General features: G+C 48.1%; 26 protein-coding genes. 12 read left to right on the top strand and 14 right to left on the bottom strand.

Annotated elements, in window-relative coordinates; all coding sequences use genetic code 11:
- Positions 1-254: 254 nt before the first annotated feature.
- The 12 genes from JNC77_RS07730 to JNC77_RS07675 form a co-directional block, all read right to left on the bottom strand.
- Positions 255-1,307, bottom strand: coding sequence for a GGDEF domain-containing protein (locus JNC77_RS07730; protein ID WP_374831109.1), 1,053 nt, complete (start codon positions 1,305-1,307; stop codon positions 255-257).
- 334 nt (positions 1,308-1,641) lie between these two features.
- Entirely contained in the window at positions 1,642-2,235 is a 594-nt protein-coding gene (locus JNC77_RS07725) for a hypothetical protein (RefSeq protein WP_374831107.1), read from the bottom strand.
- 4 nt (positions 2,236-2,239) lie between these two features.
- On the bottom strand, positions 2,240-2,407 hold the full coding sequence (locus JNC77_RS07720; RefSeq protein WP_374831105.1) for a hypothetical protein: 168 nt from the start codon (positions 2,405-2,407) through the stop codon (positions 2,240-2,242).
- Positions 2,404-2,667: a DUF2312 domain-containing protein gene (locus JNC77_RS07715; protein WP_374831103.1), complete on the bottom strand. Its 264-nt coding sequence runs from the start codon at positions 2,665-2,667 to the stop codon at positions 2,404-2,406. The genes JNC77_RS07720 and JNC77_RS07715 overlap by 4 nt, the downstream gene beginning before the upstream one ends.
- 8 nt (positions 2,668-2,675) lie before the next feature.
- On the bottom strand, positions 2,676-2,828 hold the full coding sequence (locus tag JNC77_RS07710) for a hypothetical protein (protein WP_374831101.1): 153 nt from the start codon (positions 2,826-2,828) through the stop codon (positions 2,676-2,678).
- Complete coding sequence (locus tag JNC77_RS07705) at positions 2,825-3,727, bottom strand: DUF1376 domain-containing protein (protein WP_374831099.1); 903 nt, start codon at positions 3,725-3,727, stop codon at positions 2,825-2,827. Before JNC77_RS07705 ends, JNC77_RS07710 begins: the two co-directional genes overlap by 4 nt.
- Positions 3,724-5,106 (bottom strand): replicative DNA helicase, encoded by a 1,383-nt coding sequence (locus JNC77_RS07700; protein ID WP_374831097.1) that lies wholly within the window; start codon positions 5,104-5,106, stop codon positions 3,724-3,726. Before JNC77_RS07700 ends, JNC77_RS07705 begins: the two co-directional genes overlap by 4 nt.
- Positions 5,107-5,332: 226 nt before the next feature.
- Positions 5,333-5,542 carry a hypothetical protein gene (locus JNC77_RS07695; RefSeq protein WP_374831095.1) on the bottom strand — a complete coding sequence of 70 codons (210 nt, stop codon included), beginning with the start codon at positions 5,540-5,542 and terminating at the stop codon, positions 5,333-5,335.
- Positions 5,535-5,774 carry a hypothetical protein gene (locus JNC77_RS07690; RefSeq protein WP_374831093.1) on the bottom strand — a complete coding sequence of 80 codons (240 nt, stop codon included), beginning with the start codon at positions 5,772-5,774 and terminating at the stop codon, positions 5,535-5,537. The genes JNC77_RS07695 and JNC77_RS07690 overlap by 8 nt, the downstream gene beginning before the upstream one ends.
- A gap of 51 nt (positions 5,775-5,825) precedes the next feature.
- Positions 5,826-6,245 (bottom strand): hypothetical protein, encoded by a 420-nt coding sequence (locus JNC77_RS07685; protein WP_374831091.1) that lies wholly within the window; start codon positions 6,243-6,245, stop codon positions 5,826-5,828.
- A complete protein-coding gene (locus tag JNC77_RS07680; RefSeq protein ID WP_374831089.1) occupies positions 6,209-6,490 on the bottom strand; it encodes a hypothetical protein in 282 nt (93 codons plus the stop codon). Before JNC77_RS07680 ends, JNC77_RS07685 begins: the two co-directional genes overlap by 37 nt.
- The gene (locus tag JNC77_RS07675; protein ID WP_374831087.1) at positions 6,487-6,714 is read right to left on the bottom strand and encodes a transcriptional regulator; all 228 of its coding nucleotides are present in this window, start codon (positions 6,712-6,714) and stop codon (positions 6,487-6,489) included. The genes JNC77_RS07680 and JNC77_RS07675 overlap by 4 nt, the downstream gene beginning before the upstream one ends.
- A gap of 83 nt (positions 6,715-6,797) precedes the next feature.
- Between JNC77_RS07675 and JNC77_RS07670 the strand changes: the two genes are divergently transcribed.
- The 3 genes from JNC77_RS07670 (at position 6,798) to JNC77_RS07660 (ending at position 8,338) form a co-directional block, all read left to right on the top strand.
- The gene (locus tag JNC77_RS07670; protein ID WP_374831085.1) at positions 6,798-7,499 is read left to right on the top strand and encodes a helix-turn-helix domain-containing protein; all 702 of its coding nucleotides are present in this window, start codon (positions 6,798-6,800) and stop codon (positions 7,497-7,499) included.
- Between the two features lie 27 nt (positions 7,500-7,526).
- Positions 7,527-7,766 (top strand): hypothetical protein, encoded by a 240-nt coding sequence (locus JNC77_RS07665; protein WP_374831083.1) that lies wholly within the window; start codon positions 7,527-7,529, stop codon positions 7,764-7,766.
- A gap of 89 nt (positions 7,767-7,855) precedes the next feature.
- On the top strand, positions 7,856-8,338 hold the full coding sequence (locus JNC77_RS07660; protein WP_374831081.1) for a GlcG/HbpS family heme-binding protein: 483 nt from the start codon (positions 7,856-7,858) through the stop codon (positions 8,336-8,338).
- Between the two features lie 58 nt (positions 8,339-8,396).
- Here JNC77_RS07660 and JNC77_RS07655 read toward each other — a convergent pair whose 3' ends face one another.
- Together JNC77_RS07655 and JNC77_RS07650 are read right to left on the bottom strand one after the other, a co-directional pair.
- Complete coding sequence (locus JNC77_RS07655; protein WP_374831079.1) at positions 8,397-8,699, bottom strand: hypothetical protein; 303 nt, start codon at positions 8,697-8,699, stop codon at positions 8,397-8,399.
- Positions 8,696-8,983, bottom strand: a complete 288-nt coding sequence (locus tag JNC77_RS07650) for a hypothetical protein (RefSeq protein WP_374831077.1) — start codon at positions 8,981-8,983, stop codon at positions 8,696-8,698. Before JNC77_RS07650 ends, JNC77_RS07655 begins: the two co-directional genes overlap by 4 nt.
- A gap of 149 nt (positions 8,984-9,132) precedes the next feature.
- On the opposite strand from JNC77_RS07650, the gene JNC77_RS07645 reads away from it, so the two are divergent.
- The 9 genes from JNC77_RS07645 to JNC77_RS07605 all read left to right on the top strand — a co-directional run bounded on the left by JNC77_RS07645 (position 9,133) and on the right by JNC77_RS07605 (position 13,136).
- Positions 9,133-9,465: a hypothetical protein gene (locus JNC77_RS07645; RefSeq protein WP_374831075.1), complete on the top strand. Its 333-nt coding sequence runs from the start codon at positions 9,133-9,135 to the stop codon at positions 9,463-9,465.
- An 84-nt stretch (positions 9,466-9,549) separates the two neighbouring features.
- The gene (locus JNC77_RS07640; protein WP_374831073.1) at positions 9,550-9,750 is read left to right on the top strand and encodes a hypothetical protein; all 201 of its coding nucleotides are present in this window, start codon (positions 9,550-9,552) and stop codon (positions 9,748-9,750) included.
- On the top strand, positions 9,747-10,523 hold the full coding sequence (locus JNC77_RS07635; protein ID WP_374831071.1) for an ERF family protein: 777 nt from the start codon (positions 9,747-9,749) through the stop codon (positions 10,521-10,523). Before JNC77_RS07640 ends, JNC77_RS07635 begins: the two co-directional genes overlap by 4 nt.
- Complete coding sequence (locus JNC77_RS07630) at positions 10,520-11,146, top strand: lambda exonuclease family protein (protein WP_374831069.1); 627 nt, start codon at positions 10,520-10,522, stop codon at positions 11,144-11,146. The genes JNC77_RS07635 and JNC77_RS07630 overlap by 4 nt, the downstream gene beginning before the upstream one ends.
- Entirely contained in the window at positions 11,143-11,652 is a 510-nt protein-coding gene (locus JNC77_RS07625; RefSeq protein WP_374831067.1) for a hypothetical protein, read from the top strand. Before JNC77_RS07630 ends, JNC77_RS07625 begins: the two co-directional genes overlap by 4 nt.
- Positions 11,653-11,654: 2 nt before the next feature.
- The gene (locus JNC77_RS07620; RefSeq protein ID WP_374831065.1) at positions 11,655-11,882 is read left to right on the top strand and encodes a hypothetical protein; all 228 of its coding nucleotides are present in this window, start codon (positions 11,655-11,657) and stop codon (positions 11,880-11,882) included.
- On the top strand, positions 11,882-12,292 hold the full coding sequence (locus JNC77_RS07615) for an HNH endonuclease (RefSeq protein WP_374831063.1): 411 nt from the start codon (positions 11,882-11,884) through the stop codon (positions 12,290-12,292). The genes JNC77_RS07620 and JNC77_RS07615 overlap by 1 nt, the downstream gene beginning before the upstream one ends.
- Positions 12,289-12,885 carry a hypothetical protein gene (locus JNC77_RS07610; protein WP_374831061.1) on the top strand — a complete coding sequence of 199 codons (597 nt, stop codon included), beginning with the start codon at positions 12,289-12,291 and terminating at the stop codon, positions 12,883-12,885. Before JNC77_RS07615 ends, JNC77_RS07610 begins: the two co-directional genes overlap by 4 nt.
- Positions 12,882-13,136 (top strand): hypothetical protein, encoded by a 255-nt coding sequence (locus JNC77_RS07605; RefSeq protein ID WP_374831059.1) that lies wholly within the window; start codon positions 12,882-12,884, stop codon positions 13,134-13,136. Before JNC77_RS07610 ends, JNC77_RS07605 begins: the two co-directional genes overlap by 4 nt.
- Positions 13,137-13,196 lie beyond the last annotated feature (60 nt).

The following is a 13,196-nucleotide window of genomic DNA, read 5'->3' as shown; positions in this document are numbered from 1 at the left end:
TCAGAACACGAAAAAGAAATCGAAGCCATTAGATTTGAGTTAGATGACTTGGTAAATCGTATTAATTCAATTCTTCCACATTAATGCATAATGCAAAAAGGCAGCCCTTAAAGCTGCCCTCAAATCGGATTACCCCGATAATATGTAGACTGACATTAATTCATGTTCTCGTCAAGTTCTTTAATGAGTCATGATACGTTCTTGTTTATATGCCGTAAAGCTTTATTAGAGCGTCCCGTAGAACGCTTCTTGTTTTAATGTTGGCGATTTAAAATAACTTTCGCCTCGGCAATCAAATCACGGTCTATATCAGCGTCATTGTGATCTATAACTACACGGTTGCGACCTGCATTCTTAGCAGCATAAAGGCATCGATCAGCTCGGCTTATTAAACCATATAAGTTTTCATTTTCATGGGCTGAAGCCACCCCAATGCTAACCGTAACTTTTCTTCTATTTGGCATCATTTTGAAGTTATGTGCCTCAATCAAAGTACAGATTTGCTCTGCCCACTCTTTAGCCTCAATCAAGTTACGATCACATATCAGAATAATAAACTCCTCTCCCCCGATGCGCGCGTAGATGTCGCCTGGATGCGCAAAGCCTTTCAATATTGACCCGACCTCTCGCAGAACATCATCCCCGCAAGCGTGTCCAAACGTATCATTAATACTCTTAAAGTGATCGATATCGATCAGTAAGACCGCCACTTCACGATCATGACGGTTTTCAATAATAGCGCCTGCTTGATCGTCAAATCCTCGTCGGTTCTGCAAGCCCGTCAAAGGATCAAGAACGCTCTCATTTTTTAAAAACACCAATTTATCGTGCACAACTACTGCCAATAATGCTAATGCCAATGAGACGCCAAATACAGCTAATGAATATTGTAGAGCTAACCAGAAGATACTGCTTCCAATGTTTGGATCAATCAAAGATATTCCGGTTATTGTAAGGCCTGTCCGTATAAAGAACTGAAGTGCGAATGCAAATAATAGCCAAAATAAAAATCGATCGGGTACAGTTTTTAATTGAAACTTATTCAAGCGCCATAAAGTGTATAAAAACACAATACCGAACCCAAAATTTAAAATATAAATTCGAATAAGAAGATTGCGATCAGCATAAAAGAAATACGCAATCCCGCTCACTATAAGCGTTAAAACAATAACATAAAACCTTTTTGTTAAGAACTCTCCATTTCGTTTAAGTAGACCATCACATAACATTAGAACGCTAAGTGCGTAGATAAATGCTGTTATTAAGGCATTTGGCCCACTGGATGGAGGTATCCAAAGCATTTGCATCAGTGATCCGATGCAAAATAATAAGCTCGAAATTGAAAAATAAAGAAGATGCCGCTGGCTCTTATCCGATATCCAGAATAGATAAAAACAGCCCGCGAACACGATCAATATAGTTGGGCCTAACATGACGAGTGGATTATCTGGCAATCTCATTTTCGGTTATCGTTAGCCCTTATAAAAAACAGCTCATAATATTACTATGGGATAACGGCGGCTCAAAGCGTAAGCAAATCCCCCTCAACATTTCCACCATTGCCGTTATTCTTTACGTATGTAAACCGAAAACGATCTAGATGAAAAGCGCCCCGCAATAACGGGGCAAGATTTTCAGATACTAAAGTCCATATAACTTCACTAATGCTGTCAGTCCACGTTTGAGATAGATAACCATATGGGGCAGATGCATGCCGTCTGCCTCGTCCAATACGCAAACCTTTTTCGCGGTTGATGTGATTGGCTTACCTGAGTGATCAACCTCCCCTAAAACCTTCTCAATCAGCATGACACGGTTAGTGGCCGCTCTGATCGCGGCTTGGTTGTCCGCCTCGCTTCGCCCACGTACGCGGCCAATGTCATGGGCTTTAATGCTGGGGAATGGAATGCCAGTCAGTGCATAATATCTGGCAAAGTCCTGCGCCATAAGCATACCGGCATCATACTGTGCTTTTGTGATGCCGTTGCCCTTATTGAGATATAATCGGCCAAGAACAGAGCCAGCCTCTTGGCTATCAGCTTCCTTGCTGGTCATACCCATTTTTACACGGTTCGCTACAGCCACAGACTTCACCTCTTTTTCAGTTTCAACAAGTCTGAGCACTACGGCAGACTTACGGCGGGACTTGCGCCCATTGGCTTCACGCTCTGCGGCAGGCAGGGTTGGCCGACCGCGCTTTGCTTTTAGTTTCTGTGCCTTGCTGTATGCCGCCACTGTTTTACCCCTTCGCCAATTGCTTTAGTTCGTCCATGCATTCTTTTGGGTCTTTGCCTTGCAGATATTCCGTGATGACCATCCTCGCCTTACTGGCAATCATCAGCTCATGCTTTATCTGCTTGGCTTTGGCTTTCTGCCTGATGCGGTCACGGAAGGATCTGTCTGTCATGCCATTCCAAGCGCATCCATGTAGAGCTGGATCATTGCATCTTCTTCCTGACGTTCGTGCTCTTCCTTCTTACGAAGGCGGATGATTGTGCGCACAGCCTTACTGTCGAAGCCTGAGCCTTTCAGTTCAGCGTAAACTTCCTTGATGTCATCGCCGATAGTGCTTTTCTCTGCCTCCAAACGCTCAATGCGCTCGATGAAGGCGCGCAGCTGGCCTACTGCTACTGTCTGGGCTGTTTCTGTTGTGATATCGTCGGTCATGGCTTTCCTTATTTCCTCGCCTGTCTCAGGCGTTTGTAATCGTTAATTTGTTGGGTTCTTTCAGTGTGGATCAAGCGCTCAACTTTAAACTCGGCCCTTCCAAGAGCGGCTGCAATTTCGATGGTGTTGAAGCCCATCCGGAATAGATCGAGTGCACTCATGCTGCTGCCCCGATGATCTGCCAGCCTTTGCCGTCCTCTGGCTTGAGAAGATGCTCAGGAATGCGGCAACCTTCCTGCCACGGCATCGCGCCAAGCCTTGGGTTCCAGCGGCGATGCAGCCTTGCTTGCTCAAGGAAAAATGCCAACTTCTGCTCCTGCTCAGCCTGAGGCAGAGCGTAAACATCAAGCCTAGTCACGCCCGCAGGCTTTGCCAGCCCCTCACCGGCACTGATGCGCTTGTTGTAAGCCTCGCGGATCGCTCCGATGAAATATGTCCACTTCGATGCTGGGCGCTGCATTCTGGCCGAAACTGTGCGGATTGTCGGAAGAATGTCCGTTTCCAAATCAACACCGCTGTTGATCAACTCGAGCATTTCACCAACGACAAGCGCACCGTGTGGTTGAATTTTATCCCCTGCCGCATCGAGCAATCTTCTCGTTAAATCTTTCAGATCGATATTTTGCCTTGAAGAATGATCAGCATCAGCCTCATGCACATGCGCGTTAGAAGCTTTAGCTTCTTTTGGTTCTGGTTCTGATTGGTTTAACCGTGGTGATTTTAAGTTATTGATTTTATTAGGATTGGTACGATTTTGCGATTGTTTAACTTGAAGTTTTCTCAAAGTTTCAAGCTCGATAATTGCGCGTTCATTTGTTAAAAACTCGCCATTCACAGCAATCTTGCCCAAAGAAACAAGCTCGCCGCGTAAGATATTCCACTTGCGTACCGTGCAACCGAGCAGACCGGAGATGTATCTTGCATCATCTGGGAGGTTGCCGCCTTGCATGTAAATCAGGTCAAGCACAAGGCGATAGGCCGCCTTGAGTTCAAAAGACATTCCAATGGTGCCTTCGATAAAATCACGCGGATATGCCTTGTAATATGGGAGGCCATTCATATTTCGTACCTCGCTGCGTTTCTGACAGCAGAGCAAGCGACATCAATGAACAGGTCGATTTGCGTGACCGGCCCGTTGCGCTGCTTTGCGATGTGAAATTCAAGTTTGTTTTGAACCTCAGCCAGCTTGTCCTGACGGGCTATTTCTTTATCAACATCATCATGCTTTTCACGCTCAAGGTAGTAAGCCTCGCGGTAGAGAAAGACGATTGTGTCCGCGTCTTGCTCGATAGCGCCACTGTCGCGCAAGGCTGACAATTGAGGCCGCTTATCGGCTTGCTGTTCAACTGCTCGGTTAAGCTGCGATAAGAGTAGTACTGAAATGTCATATTCACGCGCCATTGATTTCAGCGCACTGGTCATTTCCGCAATCTCATTATTGCGATTACCCGAATAGCGATTACTGGCGCGGATCAGGCCGAGATGATCAATCATCAGGCAGTCAAAGCTTTGGCCTGCCTTCTCAGATGCTTCCAGCATAACCTCAAGCTTAACGCGCACGTCTGATATAGAAAGACCGGACTGCTCCTCAATCAGTAGCGGCAGACCGTCCATTTCGTCCTGTACGCGTTTGAGAGCATTGAGGTCAGCCATTGTTAGACGACCTGTGACCAAGTCCTGATAAGGAATTCTCAGGCTGCTATCAAAGGCCAAATCAGAGACCGCACGGGCAGCGAGCTTTTCAGCATCCATCTCAAGGGATATGAAGCCTACGCCATAGCCCTGCTTAGCAAGCTTACAACCTACAGACATAGCAACCGAAGTCTTGCCCATTGAAGGACGCGCGCCAATTAGCGTCAGGTCACGCTTGTGAATGCCACCAGTCACATGATCGATATCCGCCAGCCCCCAAGACATGCCCGTAATGCCAGTGCCGGATGCCATCGCCAATTCAGCCGCGGCAATCGCTTGTGAGGCCGCGCTCGCCACTGAGACTTGTGATTTACGCTTTGAACCACGACGAAGATCAGAAACGATATCATCAAAAATAATACCAGCTTTGGTTACAAGTTCAGCCGGATTTGAATTAGGGTCACGCGCTGCAGCACTTAAACTTTGCGCCTGATCTGCTAGCGATAAACGCGCAGACTGCTCGATAACCTGCTTGGCGCTCTTTTCAATACTTGGAGAACCGAGAACCCCAGATGTGGCAAGGCTCCCTATATAACGCGCCATCCCAATACCGGTCGCTTGTTTATAAGTTTCGGCAACAGCTTCGGGGATCAGCTTTATTAAAATATCAGGCCGAGCCGAATTGAAGCGCTCATACGCGGACGCGATAGCCTGATAGATATGCTGGTGCACAGGCTCAACAAAATGCCGCGCCTCTAACATAGAAGAAACACGAACAAAACCACCAAGCATCAGTGACCCAAGCACTTCTTGCTAAAGCTCAATAACAAAATCTGACTGATTAGGTGCAGCCGTCATATCGCACCCAAGTTTTTCTGAATGATCGGACACTGATAACTGTAAAATGCCTTCAAACAGCGCTTAGCCTCAATTGCATCAGCAAATGATCCGGTTCGCTCAGAACGCTTCTTCGCTTCCTCAAACGCAGTCCAAAGAGTAAGCTCTTCTGAATATACAGGCATCAAAACCGTTTTCATGCTGCCTCACTTTCTTGGCGGCGCGAGATTTCATCATTTATCATCTTCACGACCTGCCGACGATGCTGCAAAATTTGCTCTTGCTGAATGAACCATGCTTCACCGCGTGTTCTTTTGGCGCGGTGATGCCTCATGAAATCCGAAAGAGAATTAACCTCTCCCTCTGCTATGACTTTCATTGTCCTAAGGTTCACGGGTTCAGTCATGCGCCACCTGATAGGTTTGCGAGCCACCGAACAGATCGTCTCCCAATGGAGAGACAAGACCGTTCTCGACAAGAAAGCGTCCGACTATTACGGGAACCGTGCGGCAATCCGGCAAGGTGAAATAGACATACCCGCCGCCCTTTTCGACAGCCCGCACATCTTGTGAGTTTTCGCGAACGAGGGTTGCCCCCCCTTCGAGACGGGAGAGAACCGGTTTAGTATAACGGGGCATTTTCAATTCCTGCGTCATTCCTGTCTCCTTTTGTGGACCTCTACCTGTCGGTTATTTTGGGTTTTCTTTCGTTTCGTCAGGCGCAACCAGAAATCCCGAAGTTTCTGGGCTAACTCGCGCGCCTTCCTTGCCGACCACAAAATCAGCCAGCCCAATGAGTTTCGTATCAGGCGCATGAACTCGTTCCCTCTCGGCTGCGTAGGCTTTCTCTGATGCCTGACATGCAAGCTCATAGGCGCGAACAATCGCCCCATAAGCAGACACAGGCATATCTTTGATGTTTCGGTATCTAAGGCGGTGAAGCCATGTTGCTGGCGCACCAAACTTTCTTTCAGCGCGGTGCATGGCGGCTTCAACCGTATCCCCTGCACCGCGATATGATCTGTTCAGGATGTACTCAGACATCCCTCGGGCATGACTGATGTAATCCACATTCATTTTGTCAGATCTTTCAAAACCTTTGTCGGACATTGCAAAGCCTCTCCGTTACGTTTGACCTTGCGACGGACAAACGAAACAGTGAGAGGCAATGAATGGAGCCAGTGGGTAAGATTGCTGTGCGCGTTCTGAACAAAGCCAGACACGCACGAATACACCGCCAAAAGACGGGAATAAGTGGCCGAGACGATGAAAAAGGAGGGGGTGATCGTCTCGGCCTTAACACCGGCGGGGGAAGCCGGTGAAATGAAATTGAATATCAGGGTCGCGTGGCTCATGCTGCGCGGCCTTGTTTTTTGAAAAAGTCAGGCCTTAATGCGCTCTTAGCGACAGCCCCATTAGTAGCCCGATCAATTGCAGCTGCCATCTCTACTGAAATATTTGAAGCTGTATTCAGCAGATATGATATCTGCTGTTGCGAGCAACCAATTGCTGCAGCAAGCTTTTGCTGTGAACCTTTCAGCTTTACAGCTGCGTAAACGTGATCCCGAAATGTAACCATACTAGTAAACTAGTAGTTATTTTCAAATCAGTCAACTAGAAAACTTGTGTTTAATCCTTGTTGGTAACTGGTATTCTACCCCCATGTCGATAGCTGAAAATCTCAAGCGCCTTAGAGAGGCGAAAAAATTCTCACAAGGGTCACTTGCGTCCGCTTCTGGTGTTAGTCAGCAGCTGATCTCGCAGCTTGAGAGAGGCATAAATCAAAGTACAAAAAACCTGCCTAAGCTTGCAGAAGCTTTAGGAGTATCAGTGTCAGAAATAGATCCATCTTTCGGATCAGTTGAAAGCGCAAATGATATACTGACGAGAGTTAAGTTATCTGCAGTTCGGGTCGTCGGTACGGTTGAAGCTGGAACTTTCAGAGAGGTTGACGAATTCGACCAGTCTGACTTTGAAGAGTTATCACTCCCTATCGATAGCCGCTTCCCACATGCGCGCCAGATGGCCTTCAACGTCTCCGGCGACTCCATGAATGACCTGAGGCCTCGACCTATCCTGTCCGGCGACAGAGCTGTATGCGTTGCTTATAGCGATGTAGCGCATGAAGTGCCGTTACGTGATGGTATGGTCGTAGTTGTCGAGCGCAGCCGTGATGGCGGTCATACCCGTGAGTGGTCGATCAAGCAGATTGAGCTATACGAAGATCGAACCATATTCGCGCCACGCTCAACCAATTCAAACTATAAGCCAATTGTTATTGAACGCGACCACGATACAGATAACGGGATGAGCGTTGAAGTAATCGCTATCGTGCGGCGCGTGGTAAACGATATCGAGTTTTAAAAGCATAACTTTGGGGGAGATAGTTTTATGTCACATATTCGCGAATACCTTGAAAGCCGTATTAAAGCTTTGAAAGAAGACGTTGAGCGTCACACACAACATTTGGAACTCATTAAGCGGCACCCAAATCCAGACCCAAAGACGTATGAGCAGGAACGCGAGGAGTATGAGAAGGAGCGCGAAGAGTACGAGCGCCGTCGCGATCTGGATCAGCAGAAGCTTGATCGAACAATTCGAGAGCTCGCCATAACGCAGTTGATCGAATAACTCCTGCACGGCACTAAGCCGAAAGCGCTTGGTTATACCTACTCACTATGATTTACTATATGAGCACCTCTATATAAACGGAGATTCTCATGAAGCGTTTACTAGTGTTATCTGCAGTGTTGCTCGCATCAAGCCATGTCTATGCGCAAGACCTTCCAACAACTGCGTATCTACCACTTGACCTAGCCACTAAAGCGGCTCAGGCAGCCTTGGATGCATGCTCTACTCTTGGGCATAATGTAAGTGTCGCGGTAGTCGCGCGTGATGGCTCAACCAAAGTATTGCTGAAAGCTGATTTATCCGGCCCTCACACTGGAAGCAGCGCAGAAGGAAAAGCATTTACGTCCGCCGCAATGGGGCGTGACAGCGCTGGTTTAGCGCAGTTCATTACTGAAAATCCAGCTAATAACGGATTGCGAGACATGGATGAGCGCTTTGTCATTCAAGGCGGCGGATTACCTATCAAGGTTGGGGATGCCTTAGTGGCTGGTATTGGCGTTGGTGGCGCGCCTACTGGGGCGATAGATGCTGAATGCGCTCAAGCAGGCATTGATGCTGTCGTGACAAAATAACACGAACAGCCCCCGATCTTTTATATTACCCCCTACAGAACCCGCCTAGTGCGGGTTTTTAATGCACTACTGCTTGTTTGATGGAGTGGTTAAAGCCCCTGCACACCGTATAAATCTCTTCAAGGAGATAGCTGTCAGGCTTATCGCACAATCTGCTATCCCCATTGTCATCTATGTAATTCATCAACGGTAGCACTATAAATTCTAACCCGTCGAAAGCCTCATTAGGCTCAATAACTTTAAATTCATAACCGGTGAACTCCACAGCAAGATGCGCTTCAAGCCGTTCTTTTGATGCCTTAATAGCGTCTGACAGCTCTTGCGGCGGCATAATCATAAATGTTGTGACTGGTTTACTCATCGCTTCCGTGACCCCTCTTCCGCCCCAACTACCTTCCCGATTAAGCTCGGGCATTTGCTGCATTTGAATGGCAGGTTATTCAATACTGCGCTTTCCAAAAGCTCATCAACATCAGTCGGCGAACCATCTTCTTTAGGCACTGCCACGCCCATAATGTTTTCACGCATACAGTTCTCGCAGCGAACATACAGCGTAAACGTTTTGTATTCGGGCTTTAAACATTCCCCCATAATGTTCTCCTTTTGTCCATAGATACCAAGATTCGTGATGTTGTCGAGTTCCATTTTCAAAACTCACCGATTCTTTTTTCATTTGCACAACACTACAATTTAACTAGTTTACTAGTTGACACACTCACTAGATTACTAGTAATGTAGCCACATCAACAGCGCGAAGAAGCACCCGCCGATCCGCTAAACGATGGAGTTAGAAAATGTCCTCAGCTTTGCAGATTGCACACACAGATTTAACAGGCGCACAGAAGGTTACTGCCGCGAATGCAGTGCGACCTGCAAAGCGTCCCCGCGATTATTCAACCCAATCTAAAGCCATGAAAATGGCATGGGAAAGCTACCGCAAATGGTCAGCTGACTGGCTCAAGGAATATGGCGAAAAGCTCCCATTCCGTCGCTACCAATTCAACAAGTGCTTGCGCGATGCATATCTGGAAATTCGCATCTTCGCTGCTGCACCTATAACCATCACTCCAGAAGAAGCACAATTCATCGGCTCAGATTGCCTGATGAAAATGCGGGAGGTCGCATAATGAAAGGCCTCCTCCAAGATTTCGCAGCATTTATTGCTGTCTCTCTCTTCATCACTTCATTTTTAATTTGGCGGAGCATTTGTCATGAATGCATCAGAAAATCAAAAACTGCGTGAATTATACCGAACCATTGAAGCAGAGGGCGGAGCCGCCGCCCCTGATGATCTGTTTAGCCAAGGCATCAACTACGGCATTGAAGCAGCGCTGAGGCACTTAGAAGCCGCAGGATTTTGGTACAGCATCAGCCCGTTTGATTTAGTCGACAATAAGGAGCTTGCAGCATGAGCGCAGCACTTGAAATCCACACTGAAACATCACCTCAAGTCCGTAACTCCGACACGCCAATGATTTCTATGATCGAGCGCATTGCGATGGATCCGACTATCCCGCTTGATCGCCTTGAAAAGATGCTCGACATGAAAGAGCGCATGGAAGATCGCGCCCGTGAAGACGAAGAACGTCAGGCAAAGAAGGCTTATTTTGCCGCCATGTCAAAATGCCAGTCTGAATTGCCGGTCGTGATTAAGAACCGTGGCAACGACCACACTAAGTCACGCTATGCCGATCTGGCTGCAATTGAAGAACAGGCAATGCCAACCATTCATAAGCATGGCTTTGCAGTGTCTTTTCAACCAGACGGCTATAACGGCAACGGTGAATTGCGTATTCTTTGGGAAATTTCCCATGCAGAAGGTCACTCACGCAATGGCGTAGGCGAAATTCCAGTTGATGGCGCTGGCTCACAAGGCAAGGTCAACAAGACCGGCACTCAAGCCTTTGGAAGCACAGCCACCTATGGCCGTCGTTACCTGCTTTGCATGCTGTTTAACATCAGCACCGGCGATGATCTGGACGGCAACAAGCCAACAGCCAGAAGCCAAGAGCGCATTAACAATGACCAGCTGGCAAACATACGCCGCCTGATCGAAGAAACAGACACAGATATTGAGCAGTTCTGCAACCGTGGCAAGGTGGAAGCCCTGCCGGATATTTTGGCCGCTGACTATGAAACCGCTGTTTATCTGCTTGAAGAAAAAAAGAAGCGGATGGGGCAATGATGCAGGTATTCAAAGATATCGAGCAAGGCTCTCCTGAATGGTTTGCCGCCCGTGCTGGCATCCCGACAGCCTCACGCTTTTCAACTGTCATGGCAAAAGGTGAAGGTAAAACACGCTCTGAATATATGAGGACACTTGCCGGTGAAATTATCACCGGTGAGATAGAGGAAAGCTTCTCATCCGCACATATGGAACGCGGCAAGCTGATGGAAGATGAAGCGCGTGAGACTTACGCCTTTATCAACTCAGTTGAGCCTTATCAGGTCGGCTTCATCCGCAAAGGTGAAAAAGGCGCAAGCCCAGATAGTCTTATCGGTACGGATGGCGGCTTAGAGATCAAAACCGCACTGCCACGCATTCAGATTGACCGCTTAGAGCGCAACCGCCTTCCGCCAGAACATAAAGCGCAAGTGCAAGGCAACTTATGGATTGCAGAGCGTGAATGGTGGGATTTCGTTTCTTATTGGCCGCGCTTGCCGATGCTGATCGTCCGCGTCTATCGCGATGAGGAATATATCAAAACCATGTCCGACGAAATTGACCGCTTCAACGATGAGAAAGCGGCGCTGATCGAGCGCATCCGTTCTTACGGACAAGAACCAAGGATGGAGGCAGCAGAATGAGCATCACTCCTATCATGATGCAGTGGGACGGTGAAGCGATGGTTCCCTCCTCCCCTTATTGGGAAGCCCGTGCGGATAAGCAATTCGTCATTGGCGAAACCTATAAAATGGTTGAGCACCATGACCGCACAGAAGCAACGCACAATCATTATTTCGCCAGTATTACAAACGCATGGCGAACACTGCCGGACGAATTGATTTCAGAATATCCGAGTGCAGAACATCTTAGAAAAAAGATGCTTGTCAAATGCGGGTACGCAGATGAACGCTCCATAGTGTGCGCCAGCAAGGCAGACGCTCTCCGCGTTGCAGCCTTCATTAAGCCAATGGATGAACATGCGGTTGTTACCGTTCGTGAGGCAGTGGTGCGGGTTTACACAGCACAAAGCCAGAGCATGAAGGCTATGGGAAAGCAAGAATTCCAACAAAGCAAAACGGCAGTTTTAGAAGAAATAGACAAGCTACTTGGCGTCAACCGTGGTGAAACAGCGAGGGCAGCCGCATGATAATGCATTTCCTTATCTCAAGACTGCGCAAGCTGTTTGGCATTCAAGACAATCCTCTTCCGGCACTTAATAAAAAGGCTAACGAGCTAACGGCCGCCATCGAAAAAGCTAAGCGCGACAAAAAGAAATACAGCCACCTACAGAGCGAGCTTTGCAAGGTCAGAGCCATCATCATGACGATTGAACGCGGCATTCCATATCGCAACGGCAAATTTGAGTGGGGGCAGTAATGGCAAGATCAACACCAGAATGGGTTGGCAAAACTCCCGATAGCAAAATCCCTCCCCGCGTATCACAACGCATCTTCGATCGTGCAAAAGGCATCTGCCATTGCTGCAACCTTCAAATCAAAGTGCCTTTTGAAACATGGGAAGCAGATCACAAGATTGCTTTGATCAATGGTGGTGAAAACCGTGAGAGCAATCTAGCCCCTGCTCATAGCCACTGCCACATCAAGAAAACACAAGCTGATGTGCGTGAGAAAGCCAAAGTTGCAGCAGTACGCGGCAAACACATTGGAACGATCAGACCAAAATCAAAATTAGCCGGTCGCAAATCTCCAAAGCCAGAAATGACCAAGAAGCCATTGCCGCGCCGTTCTCTTTACGTGTCCGCTCAACCACAGGAGCACTCACAATGACCACCCCAATGCAGATACCAGATGCAGCCGTGCAGGCTGCAATTGACCATTACAGCGATGGGTGCGGACAAGGGCTTGATATGCCTGATATCGAAGAAGTGGCGAGGAATATGATCACCGCCGCCCTGCCTCACTTGCAGCCCGTTGACGTGGCGGCGGTGCGTGGATCTAAAGGGCGGCTACCTGAGCTGCCAGACGAGCTTTATGAATACTACCCCGCTATGAGTGCGCAAACTCACGAGAAGCTTGTAAAATCATATGCCCGTGATGCCATCCGCGCCCCATCTGCCGACCCAGTACAGGCAGGCTTCGCTAACGCCGACTGGTTTTACCGAGATAATGATCCGGATGATAATGGCGATACAGCTTACGAAGCAATCGTAAACCATCCTGAATATTCGATACACCTAGTTCACTCAAGTTACAGGGGCGATAGCAGATATGTGTTTCGCGCCCCTACACTTGATCCAAGCGATGACGACGACGAGGTATTGACCTTCGAAACCGAAGAGGAAGCAATTGCGGCGGCAACAAAACGTAAAGAAGCGATTGCATCTTTACCCGCCACCCCGACCATGGAGGCAGGACGATGAAGCTGACAGCACAGATCGAGCTTGGAGATGGTGCAATTGCCACCATCGTAAACCCTCAATCATTTTATGATGGCGGGGTAATGTGGCGCTTGCGATATGGGAGTGCCGAAGAAGTGCGATACATGGCAGCATCCATCATAGAGAGCTACGACTATCTCATTTCGAGCGATATAGGAATAACTGAAGCTATTCGCCGTCTCCGCATACTTAGGTCAGGCCGCGCCGCCTTGGCGCAAGGAGGTGGGGAGTGAGTGCTGAAAGCATCTTAGGTTTAATCCTTACATCATCTTGGTTTTTCTGGTTCGCCATTG

It is taken from the genome of Paenochrobactrum pullorum, from assembly GCF_041929845.1.
Classification (GTDB): Bacteria; Pseudomonadota; Alphaproteobacteria; order Rhizobiales; family Rhizobiaceae; genus Paenochrobactrum; species Paenochrobactrum pullorum.
The sequence above is the reverse complement of the archived record's forward strand: the minus strand, read 5'-3'. Positions and strand labels throughout refer to the sequence as shown.